Below are 16,224 nucleotides of genomic sequence, written 5' to 3' on the forward strand. Positions count from 1 at the left end.
ACTCCCCCTTATAGACAATGAGACCCAAGTCGCAAACGACTTGGGTCACACTTCATCCGTTGTTTTTTTCGTTCACGATGATTGTCGTATCACCCGAAAATAGTTCTTCTAACGCTTGACCGACCGGCTTATATGATTTTGGCTCGGCGACTTTCGGTGCTTTTCCATCTTGAATCTGACGCGCCCGTTTTGCAGCGACCGTAACGATCGTATATTTTGACGGGATAGTACGTTGTAAGGCATCAATCGAAGGGTATAACATTAAATGACCTCCATCATGGCTTTTTTATAGAGTGACGCAACACGTTCACGTTTACAATGCTCAGCTGTCACAATCGCTTTAATCCGATCGATGGCTTTGTCGACCTCGTCGTTCGTGACGACGTAATCATAGGCGTCCATCAACTCGATTTCTTCACGCGCGACGAGCAGGCGTTGCTTGATGACTTCTTCAGACTCCGTGCCTCGTCCGATTAGACGATTGCGAAGTTCTTGAAGACTTGGTGGTGCCAAGAATAAAAAGACGGCTTCTGGGAGAAGTTCCTTCACTTGGAACGCCCCTTGCACCTCAATTTCAAGAATGACATCTTGGCCGCTTTCGAGCGTTTCACGCACCCACTCTACAGGCGTCCCGTAATAGTTGCCGACGAACTCGGCGTGTTCGAGCAATTCTTTTTGTTCGATCATGCGTTCGAACTCTTCTCTCGATTTGAAGAAGTAATGCACTCCTTCGACTTCCCCTTCACGTGGCTTTCGAGTCGTCGCCGACACCGAATATTGAAGGTTATTGTCCTCTTCCTCGCGAAGAGCACGACAAACGGTCCCTTTTCCGACACCGCTCGGTCCAGACAAAACGATTAATAATCCTCGTTCTTTAAAATTCACTGCAAGCCCTCCATCTTCTAACATCACATTTAATTATAATAGCAGTCAATCAATTGTCCCGGCAAGAAGAAGTTCGGATTTCCTACTCCATCGTACCATATTTTCTGTTTTTCTGATAACGTAGAGACAGAAAATGAACAAAGGTGATGAGATCATTGGCTTATGATGGATTAATGACATATCGTGTCGTACAAGAATTACAATCGCTCGTCGGAGGACGAATCAACAAAGTACATCAACCGTATTCTCTCGATTTGATGCTCCAAATTCGTTCGAACCGACAGAACGCGCAACTACTCATATCAGCAAACGCGATGTATGCCCGTCTTCAATTGACGGATACACCGATTAAAAATCCGCAAGAACCGCCGATGTTCTGCATGATGCTACGAAAACATGTAGAAGGCGGATTTATCACGGCGGTCGAACAAATCGGTCGTGACCGTGTCATCGTCATCTCCGTCCGCTCTCGAAACGAGCTCGGTGATGAAGAATCGAAAAAAGTCTACATCGAGTTGATGGGACGTCACTCGAACGTCGTCTTAACTACAGAAGACGGGAAAATATTAGATGCAATCAAACACCTCCCGCCTTCGCAAAACACGTATCGAACGATCATGCCGGGTAGTGAATACCTCCTCCCGCCAGAACAACATAAGTTCGACCCGTTGTCTGATTTGACGGAAGGGTTGAAGCGAATCGACTGGAATGCCGGCAAATTGGACAAACAAATCGTCGCCACGTTCGCTGGGGTCAGCCCTCAAATCGCTCAAGAAGTCGTGCACCTCTCGAAGATGCCGAACCGTGAATCGATTCAGCAAGCGTTCGAGAACGTATTGCGTCAGCTTGAAGGACCTTATGTGTTCCAACAACTCGCTTCTGGAAAGGAACGTTTCGCCCCGATCGTATTGACGGCAGGAGAAATCGTATCCGAGGAAACATATGCATCGAGTAAAGAAGTGCTCGACCGTTTCTTCTATGAGAAAGCGAACCGTGACCGCGTCAGACAACAAGCCCACGATGTGGAGCGGCTCTTGAAATCCGAACTCGAGAAGAACTTGTTGAAGCGCCGCCGTCTCTTAGAGGACTTAAAGGCGACAGAACGAGCGGACGAGTTACAAAAGTTTGGCGAGTTGTTGACGACGTACTTGTTCCAGCTTGAAAAAGGGATGCGTGTCGCTGAAGTCGTCGATTACTACGATGAAGAGGGTGCGACCATCTCGATTCCGCTCGACCCGCTCAAAACGCCGAACGAGAATGCGCAACAATATTATAAGAAGTACAACAAATTAAAAGTTGCTAAAGTCGAAGTGAAAAAACAACTCGAATTAAACGACGCGGAAATCGACTATTTGGAGACGCTCACCGCCCAGCTCGATGTCGCCTCTCCATCCGACCTACTCGAGATTCGGGAAGAGCTCGCCGAAGAAGGATACATCCGTCAAAAACGTCAAAAGAAAAAAGCGAATCCAAAGATTTCGCTTGAAGCGTACACGTCTTCGACGGGAACGGAATTCTTCGTCGGGAAGAATAATACCCAAAACGACCATCTGACGTTCAAGTTCGCACGCCGTGATGAGATTTGGCTACACGTCAAAGACATCCCGGGTTCTCACGTCATCATTCGTTCCACGGACCCCGATGAGACGACGCTTCTCGAAGCCGCATCGGTCGCTGCCTACTTCTCGAAAGCACGCGCATCGAGCGGTGTGCCCGTCGATTATACGCGCGCCCGCTACGTGAAAAAACCAAGCGGTGCCAAACCCGGGTTTGTCATCTATACGGATCAACAGACCGTCTACGTGACACCGGATGAGCAATTGATGAAGTCGCTGAAACAGTCATAAACGAAACCCGCCATGTTCTGATGGCGGGTTTTTAGTAAGGAAACAACTTGATTTACGCTTTCGGGTCATGCTTAAATGCTTCGAGCTGTTCATGATAATCGAGCAAATGCCCGTGTAAAATTTCTGAAACGGATAAATCTTCGTGCGGCAACCTAAAGAGCGAATACGGTTTATCACACGTATAGAGAATATCGTGATGGTGCGCGAGTAAATATAAGAACTCCGATTCGAACGCCTGACGTTCTTCCTCGCTCATGAGTAAGAAAGCTTCCCGATGCTCGGCTAGACTTTCTAGCAACAAGACGAGCTTGTCTTCGAGATGAATGAGCAAGCGATACTGCTTGATTGTCATATACTTCAATTTCACGTTCGTCACTTTCATATCCTCTTGAAGCATCATATGCAGCTCCTGATGACCAAGGATGCGGGCACGCGTCTCTAACAGTTCCGCCGGTGAACCGACGAGTTCACGCCAATGGTGGAACAAATAAGATGAAGTCTTTCTGACCTCGCTCAACAAACGATCTTCATACCGCGGTGGCAAGAACGCATAGTTCACACCAAGTGAGACGAATACACCGACCGCCGTCAACAATGAGCGTGTCCATGCATAATGGAAGAAATCCGAAGTCGGGTTTTCTAACATCATGACGATGGCGAACGCCGCGTACGTCGACATGTGTGTCTTATCGAATGTCGTATTGAGCGTGAGCGACACGATGACCGCTATACCAATGGAAATGGGATTGACGCCGAACAAATAGACGATGAATAGTCCACACATGAGACCGACGACCGTTCCAAAGATTCGACTGAACACGATTTTAGACGAGCGCTTGACGGTCGGTTGCATCGCCACGACTGCTGCGATTGCACCCATTCCAGAATAAATTCCGAATACATACCACGAGATTGCGACGGTGATTGATACGGCAATCCCGGTCTTTAACGTACGAAGCCCGATTTTCGGGATGTAGCGTTTTCCATTCATTTCAGTTCGACCTTCCCTGTCTCAGAAATCAACTCAACGACAGGTCGATTCGATGTCGACAACTGATAGACACCTGGTTCGACTTCATCGTAACGGTCGCTACTTGAAATTTTCCCAGTCGTCGTCACGTTCACTTGCCCTGTCGCATGTTTTGGCGCATAACTAAGCGTTCCTGCTTCCGTTTGAACCGTCATCGCCTGGTTCACGACAACGTCTGTGATGGTCGCATGACGATAAGAACGGATATCTCCCGTTACGAGACGCGCGGATTCGATTGTCGTATCACTCTTCGTCTCGATTCGCAGACGATCACTATCGATTTGCTTCAAATTGACGGCGTTCGCATTCATCACAATCGTTTTCACGTTTAACCCTTGCCCGGTCACTTGTTCAGCACCGAGATGGACCGACGTCATCGAACTCGGTAAGGCAACGCGAAGCTTATAGCGGGACGGTTCATCACTGGCCCGACTGCCGAAATAGCTGAACCATCCATACCGCTCGACGACATAGATGGTATCGCCGACCGATTTTACTTTGATACGTCGTTCTTTCGAATTGGTCTGCACCACTTCGATCTGTACTTTTTCATTTGGACTACGCACGAACTCGACATTCCCATGATACGTCTCGAGTCGTAACTTCTTCATTTGGTATCGATCTTCATACTGGTCCCCTAACGCCAACAAATGGCTGAATACGAATAAATTCACGAGAAAGAGCGTCGGGATGACCGTCAAGACGAGACCGAAGGCGATTTTACGATGTTTCGGGATTGCCCGAAATCGTGCGCTCCATGTTTTTTCTTTGCTTCTTGAATACGCCATATGCCTCTCCTTCTTAGTTCACTTTCATCAGTTTACCATGAAGTATGACATATGCCGAATCGAAAAAGAATCCGCCCGAAGGTGGATTCTTAAGATGTGACGAGGTCGCTCCAGGCGCGAGGGTCTTGTTGCCACTCGCGAAGAGAGTGAATCTCTGATTGGGTTAAGTTCCCTGTTGATTCCGCAACCTCGACCAATTCGGGGAATGTCGTCAAGGAAGTGGCACTGATATTTGCACCCGCTAAATTCTTCTCTAAAATCGGCAATCCGTAAGAGAAGATGGCTTGAATGCCGATGACCTCACCACCCGCTTCACGAATCGCATGGGCTGCATCGATACTCGACATACCTGTCGACAACAAATCTTCGATGACGAGCACGCGTGCTCCGCGATCGAGTTTCCCTTCGATTTGATTCCCCTTCCCATGACCTTTCGCACTCGAGCGGACGTAAATGAATGGGAGACCGAGACGGTCGGCAAGTAAAGCGCCGTGTGGGATACCGGCTGTGGCCGTTCCCGCGATGATATCGACTTCTGTTGTCCCGACTGCGTCCACCAATCCATCGATGATCATGTTACGGATGTCGGGATAACTGAGCGTTAACCGGTTGTCACAATAGATTGGGCTTCTCAACCCGCTCGACCATGTATATGGCTCCATCGGTGATAATGTGACGGCTTTAATTTGTAATAAGGCTTCAGCGATTTGTTTCATATGATTGTCCCCATTCCATCATAAATTGTTCATACATAGCTAACGGATCATTTGCGCGTGTAATCGGGCGACCGACAACGATTGCGTGGACACCGGCGAGTCTCGCTTCATGCGGCGTCGCGACACGTACTTGGTCGTCATCGGTTTGACCGAGTCGGATCCCAGGTGTGACCGTCATAAACGCGTCACCGAGTTCCTGATGAATCATCTTCGCTTCCTGAACAGATGCAACGACACCATCAAGTCCCGCCTGCTTAGCGAGCGATGCCTGACGGATGACAGCTTGATCAAGTCGACCCGTTATCCCGAGCTCCGTCTGCATCATCTGTTCATCCGTGGATGTCAATTGGGTGACACCAATCAAACGGGTCGTGTCATTTTCTTGGCGAAGCCCATCCAACGCATAGCGCATCATCTTTTCACCGCCTAGCGTATGCACGTTCGTCATCGCGACTCCAAGCTTTCCGATTTGACGCATCGTGCGACGTGCCGTCTCTGGAATGTCATGTACTTTCACATCGAGAAAAACCGGATACCCGAGGTCGACCAACTCTTCGACAAAGCGTCCACCTTCCCGATAAAACAGTTCCATCCCTACTTTGACAGCAGGTCGGCCCGGGAATGGTTTTAATAAATGAAGCGCCTCATCGCGTGTCTCCACGTCAAGGGCGAGATACAAGTTGTGCATATGCTTTCCCCCTCACGTCCAGTATATGATCGATTCCAAGTGAATCGAGTCGTGCCGGTAATGCCTCGATGATTTCTTGACAAACATATGGATTTTCAAAATTTGCGGTACCGACTGCAACAGCGGACGCTCCCGCATAGATGAATTCGAGAACGTCGTCGACCGTCCGAACGCCGCCCATGGCGATGATTGGGATGTCGACCGCTTGCGCGACTTCATATACCATCCGGACCGCCACCGGTTTAATGGCTGGACCTGATAATCCGCCGATTCGGTTCGCCAAGATCGGTTGCCCGGTTTCGATATCGATCCGCATCCCGACGAGCGTATTGATCATCGTCAAACCGTCCGCCCCAGCCGCTTCGACTGCACGCGCCATGTCTGTGATTGACGTGACGTTCGGGGACAGCTTCACATAGACCGGCTTACTTGAAGCCGCTTTGACGAGTCTCGTCAATTCCGCAGCCATCACAGGATCCGTCCCAAACTGCATCCCCCCACACTTCACGTTCGGACATGAGATGTTCAGCTCGATGGCTTTGATGGTCGGGTCCGCACTGATGCGACGTGCGACTTCCACGTATTCGTCTGGCGTCGACCCGGCGACGTTGGCGATGATCTCTGTATCGAAAGTGGAGAGGAACGGCAATTTCTCCTCGATGATTGCATCGACCCCTGGATTTTGAAGGCCGATCGCATTGAGCATCCCTTGCGCCGTCTCTGCGACACGTGGCGTCGCATTTCCGAATCGTGACTCTTCTGTCGCTGCCTTGATCATGATGCCGCCTAAGATGGAGAGGTCATACAGTTTGGCAAACTCTTCCCCGAATCCGAAACATCCAGAAGCCGGGATAATCGGATTTTTCAACTGGAGTCCTGGTAACTCGACATGTAATCTCATAACAGCACCTCTTCCGCATTGAATACCGGTCCATCGCTACATACTTTCACATAGCCTTCCGGCGCTTTGCAGACGCAAGCAAAGCAAGCGCCGATGCCACAACCCATTCGATTTTCAATCGAGATGTAACGCTCCGGAATCGGTGAAGCGGCGACCGCCTTCAACATCGCTTCTGGACCACAGCTGAATAACACGTCCGCATCGATGCGTGCGAGTGGTCCCGTCACAAATCCGCGTTCCCCGTGGCTCCCGTCAACGGTCGTGATGATTGTTTCCCCGAGCTCTTGAAATGCTTCTTCATAAAAGACGCTCTCTTTTGAATCAAACCCAAGTATCGCAATCGTCTCAATCCCCATCTCATGTAGACGACGTCTGACGTAGTAAAGGGGAGGTACCCCGATTCCACCACCGACAAGGACAATCCGTTTCCCATGTTGTGCGAGCGGAAACCCGTTGCCGAGTGGTCCGAGGACGTCAAGTGTGTCCCCGACACGCTTGTTTGCCAACTCGGAAGTCCCTTCTCCGATTACCTTATATAAAAATGTGACTTCTTCTCCTTCAACGTTCGCCACCGACAACGGTCGACGTAACAGACCGGACGTCTTGATGTGAAAGAACGTCCCTGGGGCGATTTCCACCCCAGGACAACGTACTTTCATCTCCATCGTCGCTTTTGCGATTTGGCGATTGCTGATGATGGTTACGTCACGTCTCATACCATCACCCCGAACTTTGTGAATGCCGGAATGCTGACCGTTTGGAACGACAGGCTTTCAATGACTTGTATTAGCGCTTCGACCGTGTCGAGCGATGTGAGGCACACTGTGCCTTGCTCGGCGGCCGTACGACGAATCAAGAAGCCGTCTTTCGTCACGAGTGCGTCGCGACTCGTCGTATTGATGATCAAGTCGACTTCCCCGCGCTCGATCACGCTGAGCATCGTCTCACCTGATTCTTGAATCTTCCCGACCCGACGGACGCGCATCTGCTCCGCTTCTAGTCCATCTGCCGTACCGCTCGTCGCCATGAGACGGAAGCCGAGACGGTCAAATCGTTTGGCTAAGGCAATCGCCTCCTCCTTGTCGTGATCCGCGATTGTCATGAGGACGTTTCCTTTTAAGGCGATGTTCATTCCAGCTGCGACAAGACCTTTATAGAGTGCCTTTTCAAGAGTCCGGTCTGTTGCCATGACTTCCCCTGTCGATTTCATCTCAGGTCCAAGCGACGGATCGACTTCTTTCAATTTCGCGAAAGAGAAGACCGGCACTTTGACAGAGATGCTGTCTGACTCGGGATGGATGCCTGTTCCAAGACCAAGTTCTTTCAAGCTCGTTCCGAGAATTGTTTGCGTCGCAATTCGTGCGACAGGTAAACCTGTCACTTTTGAGATGAACGGAACCGTTCGGCTCGCACGCGGGTTTACTTCGATGACATACAAATCATCCGCATAGACGAACTGGATGTTGAGAAGCCCTTTGATGCGGAACGCTTTCGCCAACTTGATCGTGTAGTCGACGACTTTTTGCTTCAACGCATCACTGAGGCGTTGTGGCGGATATACTGCGATTGAGTCGCCAGAGTGTACACCGGCACGCTCGATATGCTCCATGATGCCTGGGATATAGACGTCCGTCCCGTCACAGATCGCGTCGACTTCAATCTCAATCCCCGTTAAATAGCGGTCGATGAGAACCGGACGATCTTTCGAAGCGATGACAGCGTTTCGCATGTAACGCTCGAGCTCTGACTGTTCATATACAATCTCCATCGCCCGTCCGCCAAGGACGTAAGATGGTCGGACGAGTACCGGATAACCGAGGTCGTTCGCACATGCAACCGCCTCTTCGACGTTCGTCGCTGTCTTCCCTGGTGGTTGAGCCAATCGTTCAGCTGACAAGGTAGCCTCGAACGCTTTCCGGTCTTCCGCGCGATCGATGTCTTCTAATGATGTCCCGAGAATCTTTACGCCGTTCGCTTCGAGCGATGCCGCCAAGTTGATGGCGGTCTGTCCACCGAATTGAACGATGACGCCGAGCGGATTCTCGTTATCGATGACTTCTAACACATCTTCCGTCGTCAACGGCTCGAAGTACAGGCGATCGGAGATGGAGAAGTCTGTCGAGACCGTCTCTGGGTTGTTGTTGATGATGATGGCTTCATATCCGGCGTCACGAATCGTCTGAATCGAATGAACGGTCGCATAGTCGAACTCGACACCTTGACCGATTCGAATCGGACCTGATCCGAGGACGAGGATTGATGGGCGGTCTGTCTTCACCGCTTCGTTCTCCACTTCATATGTCCCGTAGAAATATGGCGTCTCCGATGCGAATTCCGCCGCACACGTATCGACCATCTTATACACAGGGCGGATGTTCCATCCGTGACGTTGCGCACGAATCGTCTCAACGTCTGTCTCAAGGATTCGGGCGATGGCGACGTCACTGAAGCCGAGTCGCTTCACGTCGAGCAAACGCTCTGACGTCAATGGCTCCGATGCAAGTTGTTGCTCGGTCTGCCAAATATGGTTCAGTTTGTGTAAGTAGAAACGATCGATTTTCGTCAATTGATGAAGCGCTTCTACCGTGTATCCGCGGCGAAGAGCCTCATATACCATGAACAAGCGCTCGTCTGTCGGGTGAACGAGACCGTGCTCGAGCTGTTCTGTGCTCAAGTCCTTAAGTTGCGGGAGATATAATTCCTCCATCCCAAGTTCGAGCGAGCGCACGGCTTTTAAAAGCGCCTCTTCTAAGTTTCGACCGATGGCCATGACTTCACCCGTCGCTTTCATTTGTGTGCCTAAGCGGCGATCCGCGGACTCAAACTTATCAAAAGCGAAACGAGGGATTTTGGCAACGACATAATCAAGTGCCGGCTCGAATGAGGCGTAGCTCGTCTCGGTGACCGGGTTTTTTAGTTCTGACAACTTATAGCCGACAGCGACTTTTGCAGCGAGTTTGGCGATCGGATAGCCTGTCGCTTTTGATGCGAGCGCCGAGCTTCGTGAAACACGTGGGTTAACTTCGATGACGTAGTATGTGAAGCTATCTGGGTCGAGAGCGAACTGGATGTTACATCCTCCTTCAATCCCGAGTGCCCGGATGATGTCGAGCGAGACGCTACGAAGCATCTGATAATCGCGGTCCGATAACGTCTGAGTCGGTGCGAACACGATTGAGTCTCCTGTATGGACACCGACCGGGTCAAAGTTTTCCATCGCACAGACGATGATGGCCTGGTCGCTCGAGTCGCGCATGACCTCAAACTCGACTTCTTTCATCCCCGCAATCGACTTCTCTAACAACACTTGCGTCACTGGACTCGCCTTTAAACCAGATTCGACGATTTGCTCGAACGATTCACGGTCATGGGCAATCCCTCCACCGGTTCCGCCGAGCGTGTAAGCAGGTCGAATGATGATTGGATATCCGATACGCTCTGCAAATCCCCAAGCAGAATCGAGCGTATGGACGATTTCACTCTCAGGAACGCCATGCCCGAGTTCGAACATGAGGTTCCGGAACTGCTCACGGTCTTCAGCTTGCACGATGGCCGCTAGGTTCGTTCCGAGTAATTCCACCCCACAATCGCGTAATACTCCCCGCTTATCGAGTTCAAACGCCAAGTTCAATCCCGTCTGACCTCCGAGTGTCGCGAGTAGCGCATCCGGGCGTTCTTGGCGGATGATCCGCTCGACGAATTCAGGTTCGAGTGGTTCGATATACACGCGGTCCGCTGTCGTCGGGTCCGTCATGATCGTCGCCGGGTTCGAGTTGACGAGAATGACCTCGTAGCCTTCTTCTTTCAAGGCAAGACATGCCTGTGTACCAGCATAATCAAATTCTGCTGCTTGTCCGATCACAATCGGTCCTGATCCGATTACAAGGATTTTCTGAATATCTGGTCGTTTTGGCATGTCAAATTCCCACTTTCTGTTTGTTTTCTTGAACGAGTTGCATGAAACGGTCAAATAAATCGTTGGCGTCAAATGGTCCTGGTGCTGCTTCCGGGTGATACTGTACCGAGAATGTCGGATGATGCAGATGTTTCACTCCTTCGATCGTGCCGTCGTTGACCGCGCGATGCGTCACGATGAGCGCTGTATCGAGTAGTGATGCCTCCTCTACTGCGTATCCATGGTTTTGAGATGTGATCGTCACGGCGCCTGTCTCTAATTCAAGGACAGGATGGTTCGCCCCACGGTGTCCGAACGGAAGTTTGAATGTGTTCGCCCCGTTCGCGAGCGCGATCAGTTGATGACCGAGACAAATCCCGAACATCGGTGTCGTCGGCATAAGTTGTTGAATGAGTGGAATCGCTGTCGGGACGTCTTTCGGATCCCCCGGTCCGTTCGACAACATGATGCCATCTGGCTCGTACCGCAACACGTCTTCTGCAGTAGTGTCATGTGGGAAGACGATGACTTCACAGTCCCGCTTCATCAACTCGCGCATGATGCCAAGTTTGGCCCCGAAGTCGATCAACGCGATCCGTGGACCCGTACCCGTACTTACATACGTCCGTTTCGTCGAGACGCGTGCGACTTGATCGTTCGGAGACAGTTCGTTAAAGCGAGACTGTACCTCGTTCCATGTCAACTCACCATCGACGAGGACACCTCGCATGACACCTTGCGCCCGTAAGTGACGTGTCAACATACGCGTGTCGATATCGGATAACCCCGGGATACCAAAGCGAGTAAGCGTTGCATCTAGCGTCGCCGTGGAACGGAAGTTCGACGGTGTGTCGCAAGCCTCTTTTACAATCAATGCTTTTGCCATCGGAACTGTCGTTTCGAAGTCTTCACGATTGACCCCATAGTTTCCGATCAACGGGTTCGTCAGCACGATCATCTGGTCGCAATACGACGGATCCGACAAAATTTCTTGATAACCGGTCATACCTGTTTGGAAGACGACTTCCCCCATCGTATCCGCTGGTGCCCCGAATCCTTTACCGACAAATTTCATTCCATCCTCAAGCCATAATGTTCGTTTCATCAAATCGCCCCTTATATACAATTTCGCCACCGACCATCGTCATGACCGGCCATCCGACAAGTTGTTTCCCCGTAAACGGTGTGTTCTTTCCTTTTGAATAGAACGTCGACGGATCCACCACTCGCGTCGTTTCTGTATCGATTAGTACCAAATCGGCATCCGCCCCAACTTTCAGTTCACCTCTTGATAATCCAAATACGTCGCTCGGACGCTTTGTCATCCAGTCGATTAACTGATGTTCTTTCATGATGCCCGTCTTCACGAACGTCGTGTACAGAAGCGGGAACGCTGTTTCAAATCCGGTAATCCCGAATGGTGCACGCTCGATGCCTTGCGCTTTCTCCTCTGCCGTATGTGGGGCATGGTCTGTCGCAATCATGTCAATCGTTCCATCGAATAATCCTTCAAGAAGCGCCTGTCGATCGTCCTCGCTTCGGAGCGGAGGATTCATCTTGAAGTTGGCATCAAGCCCTGGGATATCGTCTTCGCTCAAGACGAGGTGGTGAGGAGTCACTTCGGCGGTCACTTGAATACCTGCCCGCTTCGCATCTCGGATGACACGGACCGATTGCCGCGATGAGACGTGACACACGTGATAATGACAGCCCGTTTCTTCAGCAATCAGCACATCTCGGGCGATATGGATACTCTCTGCAAGACTTGGAATCCCTTGAATCCCGTGCGCCTCACTGAACTTTCCTTCGTGGACCGATCCTGCTTTTAGCGTATTGTCTTCACAGTGTGCGACGACGGCCTTGTTCAAGCGTTTCGCTTCACGCATCGCTTGCCGCATCATCGCCGCTGATTGAACACCGACCCCGTCATCGGTGAAGGCGAATGCATCTGATAGAGATTCCATATCAACCTGTTCTTCACCGAGCTGCCGCTTCGTGATGGCAGCGTATGGAAGGACACGGACGATTGCATCTTGCTCAATCTTTTGGAGGAGCGCGTCCATCGTGACGCGATCGTCTGGTACCGGTCGCGTGTTGGGCATCGAACAGATTGTCGTGAATCCGCCCGCCGCTGCCGCCATCGTTCCCGTTTTGATCGTTTCTTTCGCTTCGCCTCCCGGCTCACGCAAGTGGACGTGGACATCGACAAGTCCTGGTGCGAGCAAGTAACTCGTCGCATCGATGACTTCTTCCCCGGCTGTCGACCCGTTATAATCGAGCGATTCGATTTTCCCGTCTTTCAAGAGGATGTTTGTCGTGCGTTTTGTCCCGTTGTCATACCATGTCGCGTTTTGAAGTATCATTGTTGTCCTCCTAATGCTCGATTTAAGATGCTCATGCGTGCATAGACGCCGTTCTTCATTTGCGGGAAGATGCGTGAGCGTTCATGCTCGATCAGACTGCCCGCAATCTCGACATCCCGATTGACCGGTGCCGGATGCATGATGATGGCTCCTTCTTTCATCCGCTCGACTCGCTCGACCGTCAGTCCATATCGTGTGTGATATTCCTCTTTCGAGAAAATGTCTCCCATGATATGACGCTCGTGCTGAACCCGTAACAGCATGATGACGTCACTTTCTGCTAGCACATCATCAAGTTCTTTACGCTCAAGCCCCATGGAATCATCCCACCATGAGGCTGGGCTGCATCCGACGACGTTTGCCCCGAGACGCTTCAACACACTCGCATTCGATCGAGCGACGCGGCTGTGAACGAGGTCTCCACAGATGGCAACGTTCAATCCTTGGAACGTTCTGAACTCTTCAAAGATTGTGACGAGGTCGAGTAGGGATTGGGAAGGGTGTTCACCACTCCCGTCGCCCCCATTGAGTACCGGGATATTCAACTTCTCAACGAGCTCATGGTAGTATCCCGCTTCCGGATGTCGGATGACGAGTGCGTCAACTCCAATCGCTTCGAGCGTCTTACATGTGTCGTATAGGGTCTCTCCCTTCGTGACCGATGACGTCGTCACATCGAACGGAATCTCTTGCATGTTCAAGTGTCGCTCGGCCATTTGAAACGAGTTTTTCGTACGCGTCGAGTTTTCAAAGAACAGGTTTGCGACCGTCTTCCCATCAAATAGTGGGGGTAGGTCCCCTTGCTTATAGCGCAATGACTCTTCAATCATGCCCATGATCTCATCGAGTGAGAGTGTGTCTAAGCTGACGAAGTGTTTGACTGGTTTGACATTCGTTTGCATCGTATTCATGTTCGTCTCCTCCTTTTGTTAGAGGCAAAGAGAAAAGGCGCCTCTTCACCGATGTGAAGGGACGCCTTTATTTGGGCAAGGTACACCCAAATAAACGAGCCTTCACTTTGCCGACCTCACGGGATCGAATTAAAAGTTACTTGCTTGTTTCGTTTCTTCAGTTGTGTTGACTTCCACGACCGTCTCAACTTCTTCTTTCGGTAAGATGGCGTTTAAGAGAATCCCGACTACCGTCGCGAGCGCCATCCCTTGTACAGGGAAGCTGCCGAGTTGAATCATCGCACCACCTAGCCCGATGACGAGGATGACCGATGAGATGATCAAGTTGCGTTTTTCTGCCAAATCGACGTTGCTCTCTACCATCGTCCGTAGTCCGTTCGACGCGATGACCCCGAATAAGAGGATCGAGATGCCACCTTTGACTGGATTCGGAATCGTTGAGATGAATGCCTCGATATGACCGAGGAATCCGAAGCTGATGGCCATGAGCGCCGCTCCAGCGATGACATAGACACTGTAGACGCGTGTGATGGCCATGACGCCGTTGTTTTCACCGTATGTCGTACATGGTGGACCACCGAGTGCGGAAGCGACTGCTTTCCCTACCCCGTCACCGAGTAGCGTGCGATGGAGGCCAGGATCTTTCATCGTCTCTCGTCCGATGATTTTAGATGTGACCATTTGATCGCCGATATGCTCGGTCATTGTGACGAGTGCGACCGGTACGATCGCGAGGAGTGCACCGACTTGCCACATCGGCATGTAGTCGACGAACACCATCGTGAAGTCAGGGAGTTGGAAAAAGCTTGCTTGTTGGATTGGTGAGTAATCGATGATTCCGAATGCTGCAGCAATCCCGTAGCCTCCGACGATTCCGAAAAGGATTGGAACCGCTCCCCAAACTCCTTTCAGTTTTGTCATGGCGAGCATCGTGATTCCAAGTGTCAGGAGTGCGATTGTCATGAACGTTCCGTTATAAACTCCGTCTTGATTCATCGACATGTCGATGGCGACCGGCGCGAGCGACAAACCGATGACCATGATGACCGGTCCGACGACGACTGGTGGGAGCAACCGGAGCAACCAGTTGACGCCTGTCTTATAGATGATTAAGGAAACGACACCGTATACCGAGCCGGCAATGATTCCGCCGAACAGTGCGGCTTCGACACCCCATTGCTGACTGACCGCAATGATTGGGGCGATGTAGGCAAAACTTGAACCGAGGTATGTTGGGACTTTGAAGCGCGTAATCGCTAAGAATGAGAGCGTGGCCACTCCGGAAGCGACGAGGGCGACCGATGTATTCAATCCTGTTAAAATCGGGACTAAAATCGTCGCTCCGAACATGGCGAAGACGTGTTGAAGACTGAATAACAGCCATTGTGGAAAGTGAGCTGGACGCTCGTGGATGTGTAGAACGGGTTGTTTCATATTGAATTTCTCCTTCCTGGCCTCTCTGGACCACCTTAAAGGTTTTAAGATTATTGCTGATTGATTGTCACTTCATCTGCCTTGTCGACTTCACTGAGTCGGACGACGACTTGCTCGGACTTCGATGTCGGAACGTTCTTCCCGATGAAATCAGGTCGAATCGGAAGCTCCCGATGTCCCCGGTCAATCAAGACCGCGAGTTGGATATAGTCTGGGCGACCATGGTCAACGAGTGCGTCCATTGCGGCACGGACCGTTCGACCGGTATATAGGACGTCGTCGACGAGGACGACGGTCTTACCGTTAATATCATGTGGCAACTCAGTTGCCTTCACTTCTGGGTCTAACGATTTTTTTGATAAGTCATCCCGGTAAAGCGTGATGTCGAGATTCCCGAGTGCGACCGGCTTGCCTTCAATCTCTTCGATCCGGCGCGCGAGTCGGTCAGCGAGCGTCTCGCCTCTCGTCTTGATTCCGACGAGGACGACATCGTCGATTCCTTTATTCCGCTCGATGATTTCATGAGCGATTCGTGTCAACGCTCGACGGATGGCTGATTCATCTAAAATGACGGACTGTTTCACGTCACTCCTCCTTTCATGCTTCATTCAAAAAAAGAAGACTCCCTCGTCCGGCTGGAAAGGGAGTCTTCATCAAAAACGGCAGTCTGGTGCCGGGTTGAATTGACGTTAGTGTGACCGCGGTCACAATCCTTTCACAGCCTCTCTGGACTGGGTTTAAAGGTGTTATGCTTCCTAGACTATAA

15 protein-coding genes are annotated in these 16,224 nt (G+C 51.0%); 1 reads left to right on the forward strand and 14 read right to left on the reverse strand.

Features of this window, described 5'->3' with window-relative positions; all coding sequences use genetic code 11:
• Positions 1 to 52: 52 nt before the first annotated feature.
• Positions 53 to 262, reverse strand: coding sequence for a DNA-directed RNA polymerase subunit omega (rpoZ, locus tag AC5LIL_RS09050; RefSeq protein WP_015881337.1), 210 nt, complete (start codon positions 260 to 262; stop codon positions 53 to 55).
• On the reverse strand, positions 262 to 909 hold the full coding sequence (gmk, locus tag AC5LIL_RS09055; RefSeq protein WP_031421596.1) for a guanylate kinase: 648 nt from the start codon (positions 907 to 909) through the stop codon (positions 262 to 264). Before gmk ends, rpoZ begins: the two co-directional genes overlap by 1 nt.
• Before the next feature lie 131 nt (positions 910 to 1,040).
• Between gmk and AC5LIL_RS09060 the strand changes: the two genes are divergently transcribed.
• The gene (locus AC5LIL_RS09060) at positions 1,041 to 2,732 is read left to right on the forward strand and encodes an Rqc2 family fibronectin-binding protein (RefSeq protein WP_499823924.1); all 1,692 of its coding nucleotides are present in this window, start codon (positions 1,041 to 1,043) and stop codon (positions 2,730 to 2,732) included.
• A 52-nt stretch (positions 2,733 to 2,784) separates the two neighbouring features.
• Here AC5LIL_RS09060 and AC5LIL_RS09065 read toward each other — a convergent pair whose 3' ends face one another.
• The 12 genes from AC5LIL_RS09065 to pyrR form a co-directional block, all read right to left on the reverse strand.
• Entirely contained in the window at positions 2,785 to 3,723 is a 939-nt protein-coding gene (locus tag AC5LIL_RS09065; protein ID WP_214760403.1) for an FUSC family protein, read from the reverse strand.
• Positions 3,720 to 4,550 (reverse strand): hypothetical protein, encoded by an 831-nt coding sequence (locus AC5LIL_RS09070; RefSeq protein ID WP_499823926.1) that lies wholly within the window; start codon positions 4,548 to 4,550, stop codon positions 3,720 to 3,722. The genes AC5LIL_RS09065 and AC5LIL_RS09070 overlap by 4 nt, the downstream gene beginning before the upstream one ends.
• 89 nt (positions 4,551 to 4,639) lie before the next feature.
• Complete coding sequence (gene pyrE / locus AC5LIL_RS09075) at positions 4,640 to 5,266, reverse strand: orotate phosphoribosyltransferase (RefSeq protein ID WP_499823927.1); 627 nt, start codon at positions 5,264 to 5,266, stop codon at positions 4,640 to 4,642.
• Positions 5,250 to 5,954: an orotidine-5'-phosphate decarboxylase gene (gene pyrF / locus AC5LIL_RS09080; RefSeq protein WP_427373011.1), complete on the reverse strand. Its 705-nt coding sequence runs from the start codon at positions 5,952 to 5,954 to the stop codon at positions 5,250 to 5,252. Before pyrF ends, pyrE begins: the two co-directional genes overlap by 17 nt.
• Complete coding sequence (locus tag AC5LIL_RS09085; RefSeq protein ID WP_427373012.1) at positions 5,929 to 6,855, reverse strand: dihydroorotate dehydrogenase; 927 nt, start codon at positions 6,853 to 6,855, stop codon at positions 5,929 to 5,931. Before AC5LIL_RS09085 ends, pyrF begins: the two co-directional genes overlap by 26 nt.
• Positions 6,852 to 7,571, reverse strand: coding sequence for a dihydroorotate dehydrogenase electron transfer subunit (locus AC5LIL_RS09090; protein WP_499823928.1), 720 nt, complete (start codon positions 7,569 to 7,571; stop codon positions 6,852 to 6,854). The genes AC5LIL_RS09085 and AC5LIL_RS09090 overlap by 4 nt, the downstream gene beginning before the upstream one ends.
• A complete protein-coding gene (carB, locus tag AC5LIL_RS09095; RefSeq protein WP_499823929.1) occupies positions 7,568 to 10,771 on the reverse strand; it encodes a carbamoyl-phosphate synthase large subunit in 3,204 nt (1,067 codons plus the stop codon). The genes AC5LIL_RS09090 and carB overlap by 4 nt, the downstream gene beginning before the upstream one ends.
• Position 10,772: 1 nt before the next feature.
• The gene (locus tag AC5LIL_RS09100; RefSeq protein WP_499823930.1) at positions 10,773 to 11,855 is read right to left on the reverse strand and encodes a carbamoyl phosphate synthase small subunit; all 1,083 of its coding nucleotides are present in this window, start codon (positions 11,853 to 11,855) and stop codon (positions 10,773 to 10,775) included.
• Positions 11,833 to 13,113: a dihydroorotase gene (gene pyrC, locus AC5LIL_RS09105; protein ID WP_499823931.1), complete on the reverse strand. Its 1,281-nt coding sequence runs from the start codon at positions 13,111 to 13,113 to the stop codon at positions 11,833 to 11,835. The genes AC5LIL_RS09100 and pyrC overlap by 23 nt, the downstream gene beginning before the upstream one ends.
• Positions 13,110 to 14,024, reverse strand: coding sequence for an aspartate carbamoyltransferase catalytic subunit (locus AC5LIL_RS09110; protein ID WP_083600163.1), 915 nt, complete (start codon positions 14,022 to 14,024; stop codon positions 13,110 to 13,112). The genes pyrC and AC5LIL_RS09110 overlap by 4 nt, the downstream gene beginning before the upstream one ends.
• A gap of 129 nt (positions 14,025 to 14,153) precedes the next feature.
• A complete protein-coding gene (locus AC5LIL_RS09115) occupies positions 14,154 to 15,458 on the reverse strand; it encodes a uracil-xanthine permease family protein (protein ID WP_499823932.1) in 1,305 nt (434 codons plus the stop codon).
• A 50-nt stretch (positions 15,459 to 15,508) separates the two neighbouring features.
• Positions 15,509 to 16,042, reverse strand: a complete 534-nt coding sequence (gene pyrR / locus AC5LIL_RS09120; protein ID WP_499823933.1) for a bifunctional pyr operon transcriptional regulator/uracil phosphoribosyltransferase PyrR — start codon at positions 16,040 to 16,042, stop codon at positions 15,509 to 15,511.
• Between the last annotated feature and the right edge of the window lie 182 nt (positions 16,043 to 16,224).

The organism is Exiguobacterium sp. RM11 (assembly GCF_059821525.1).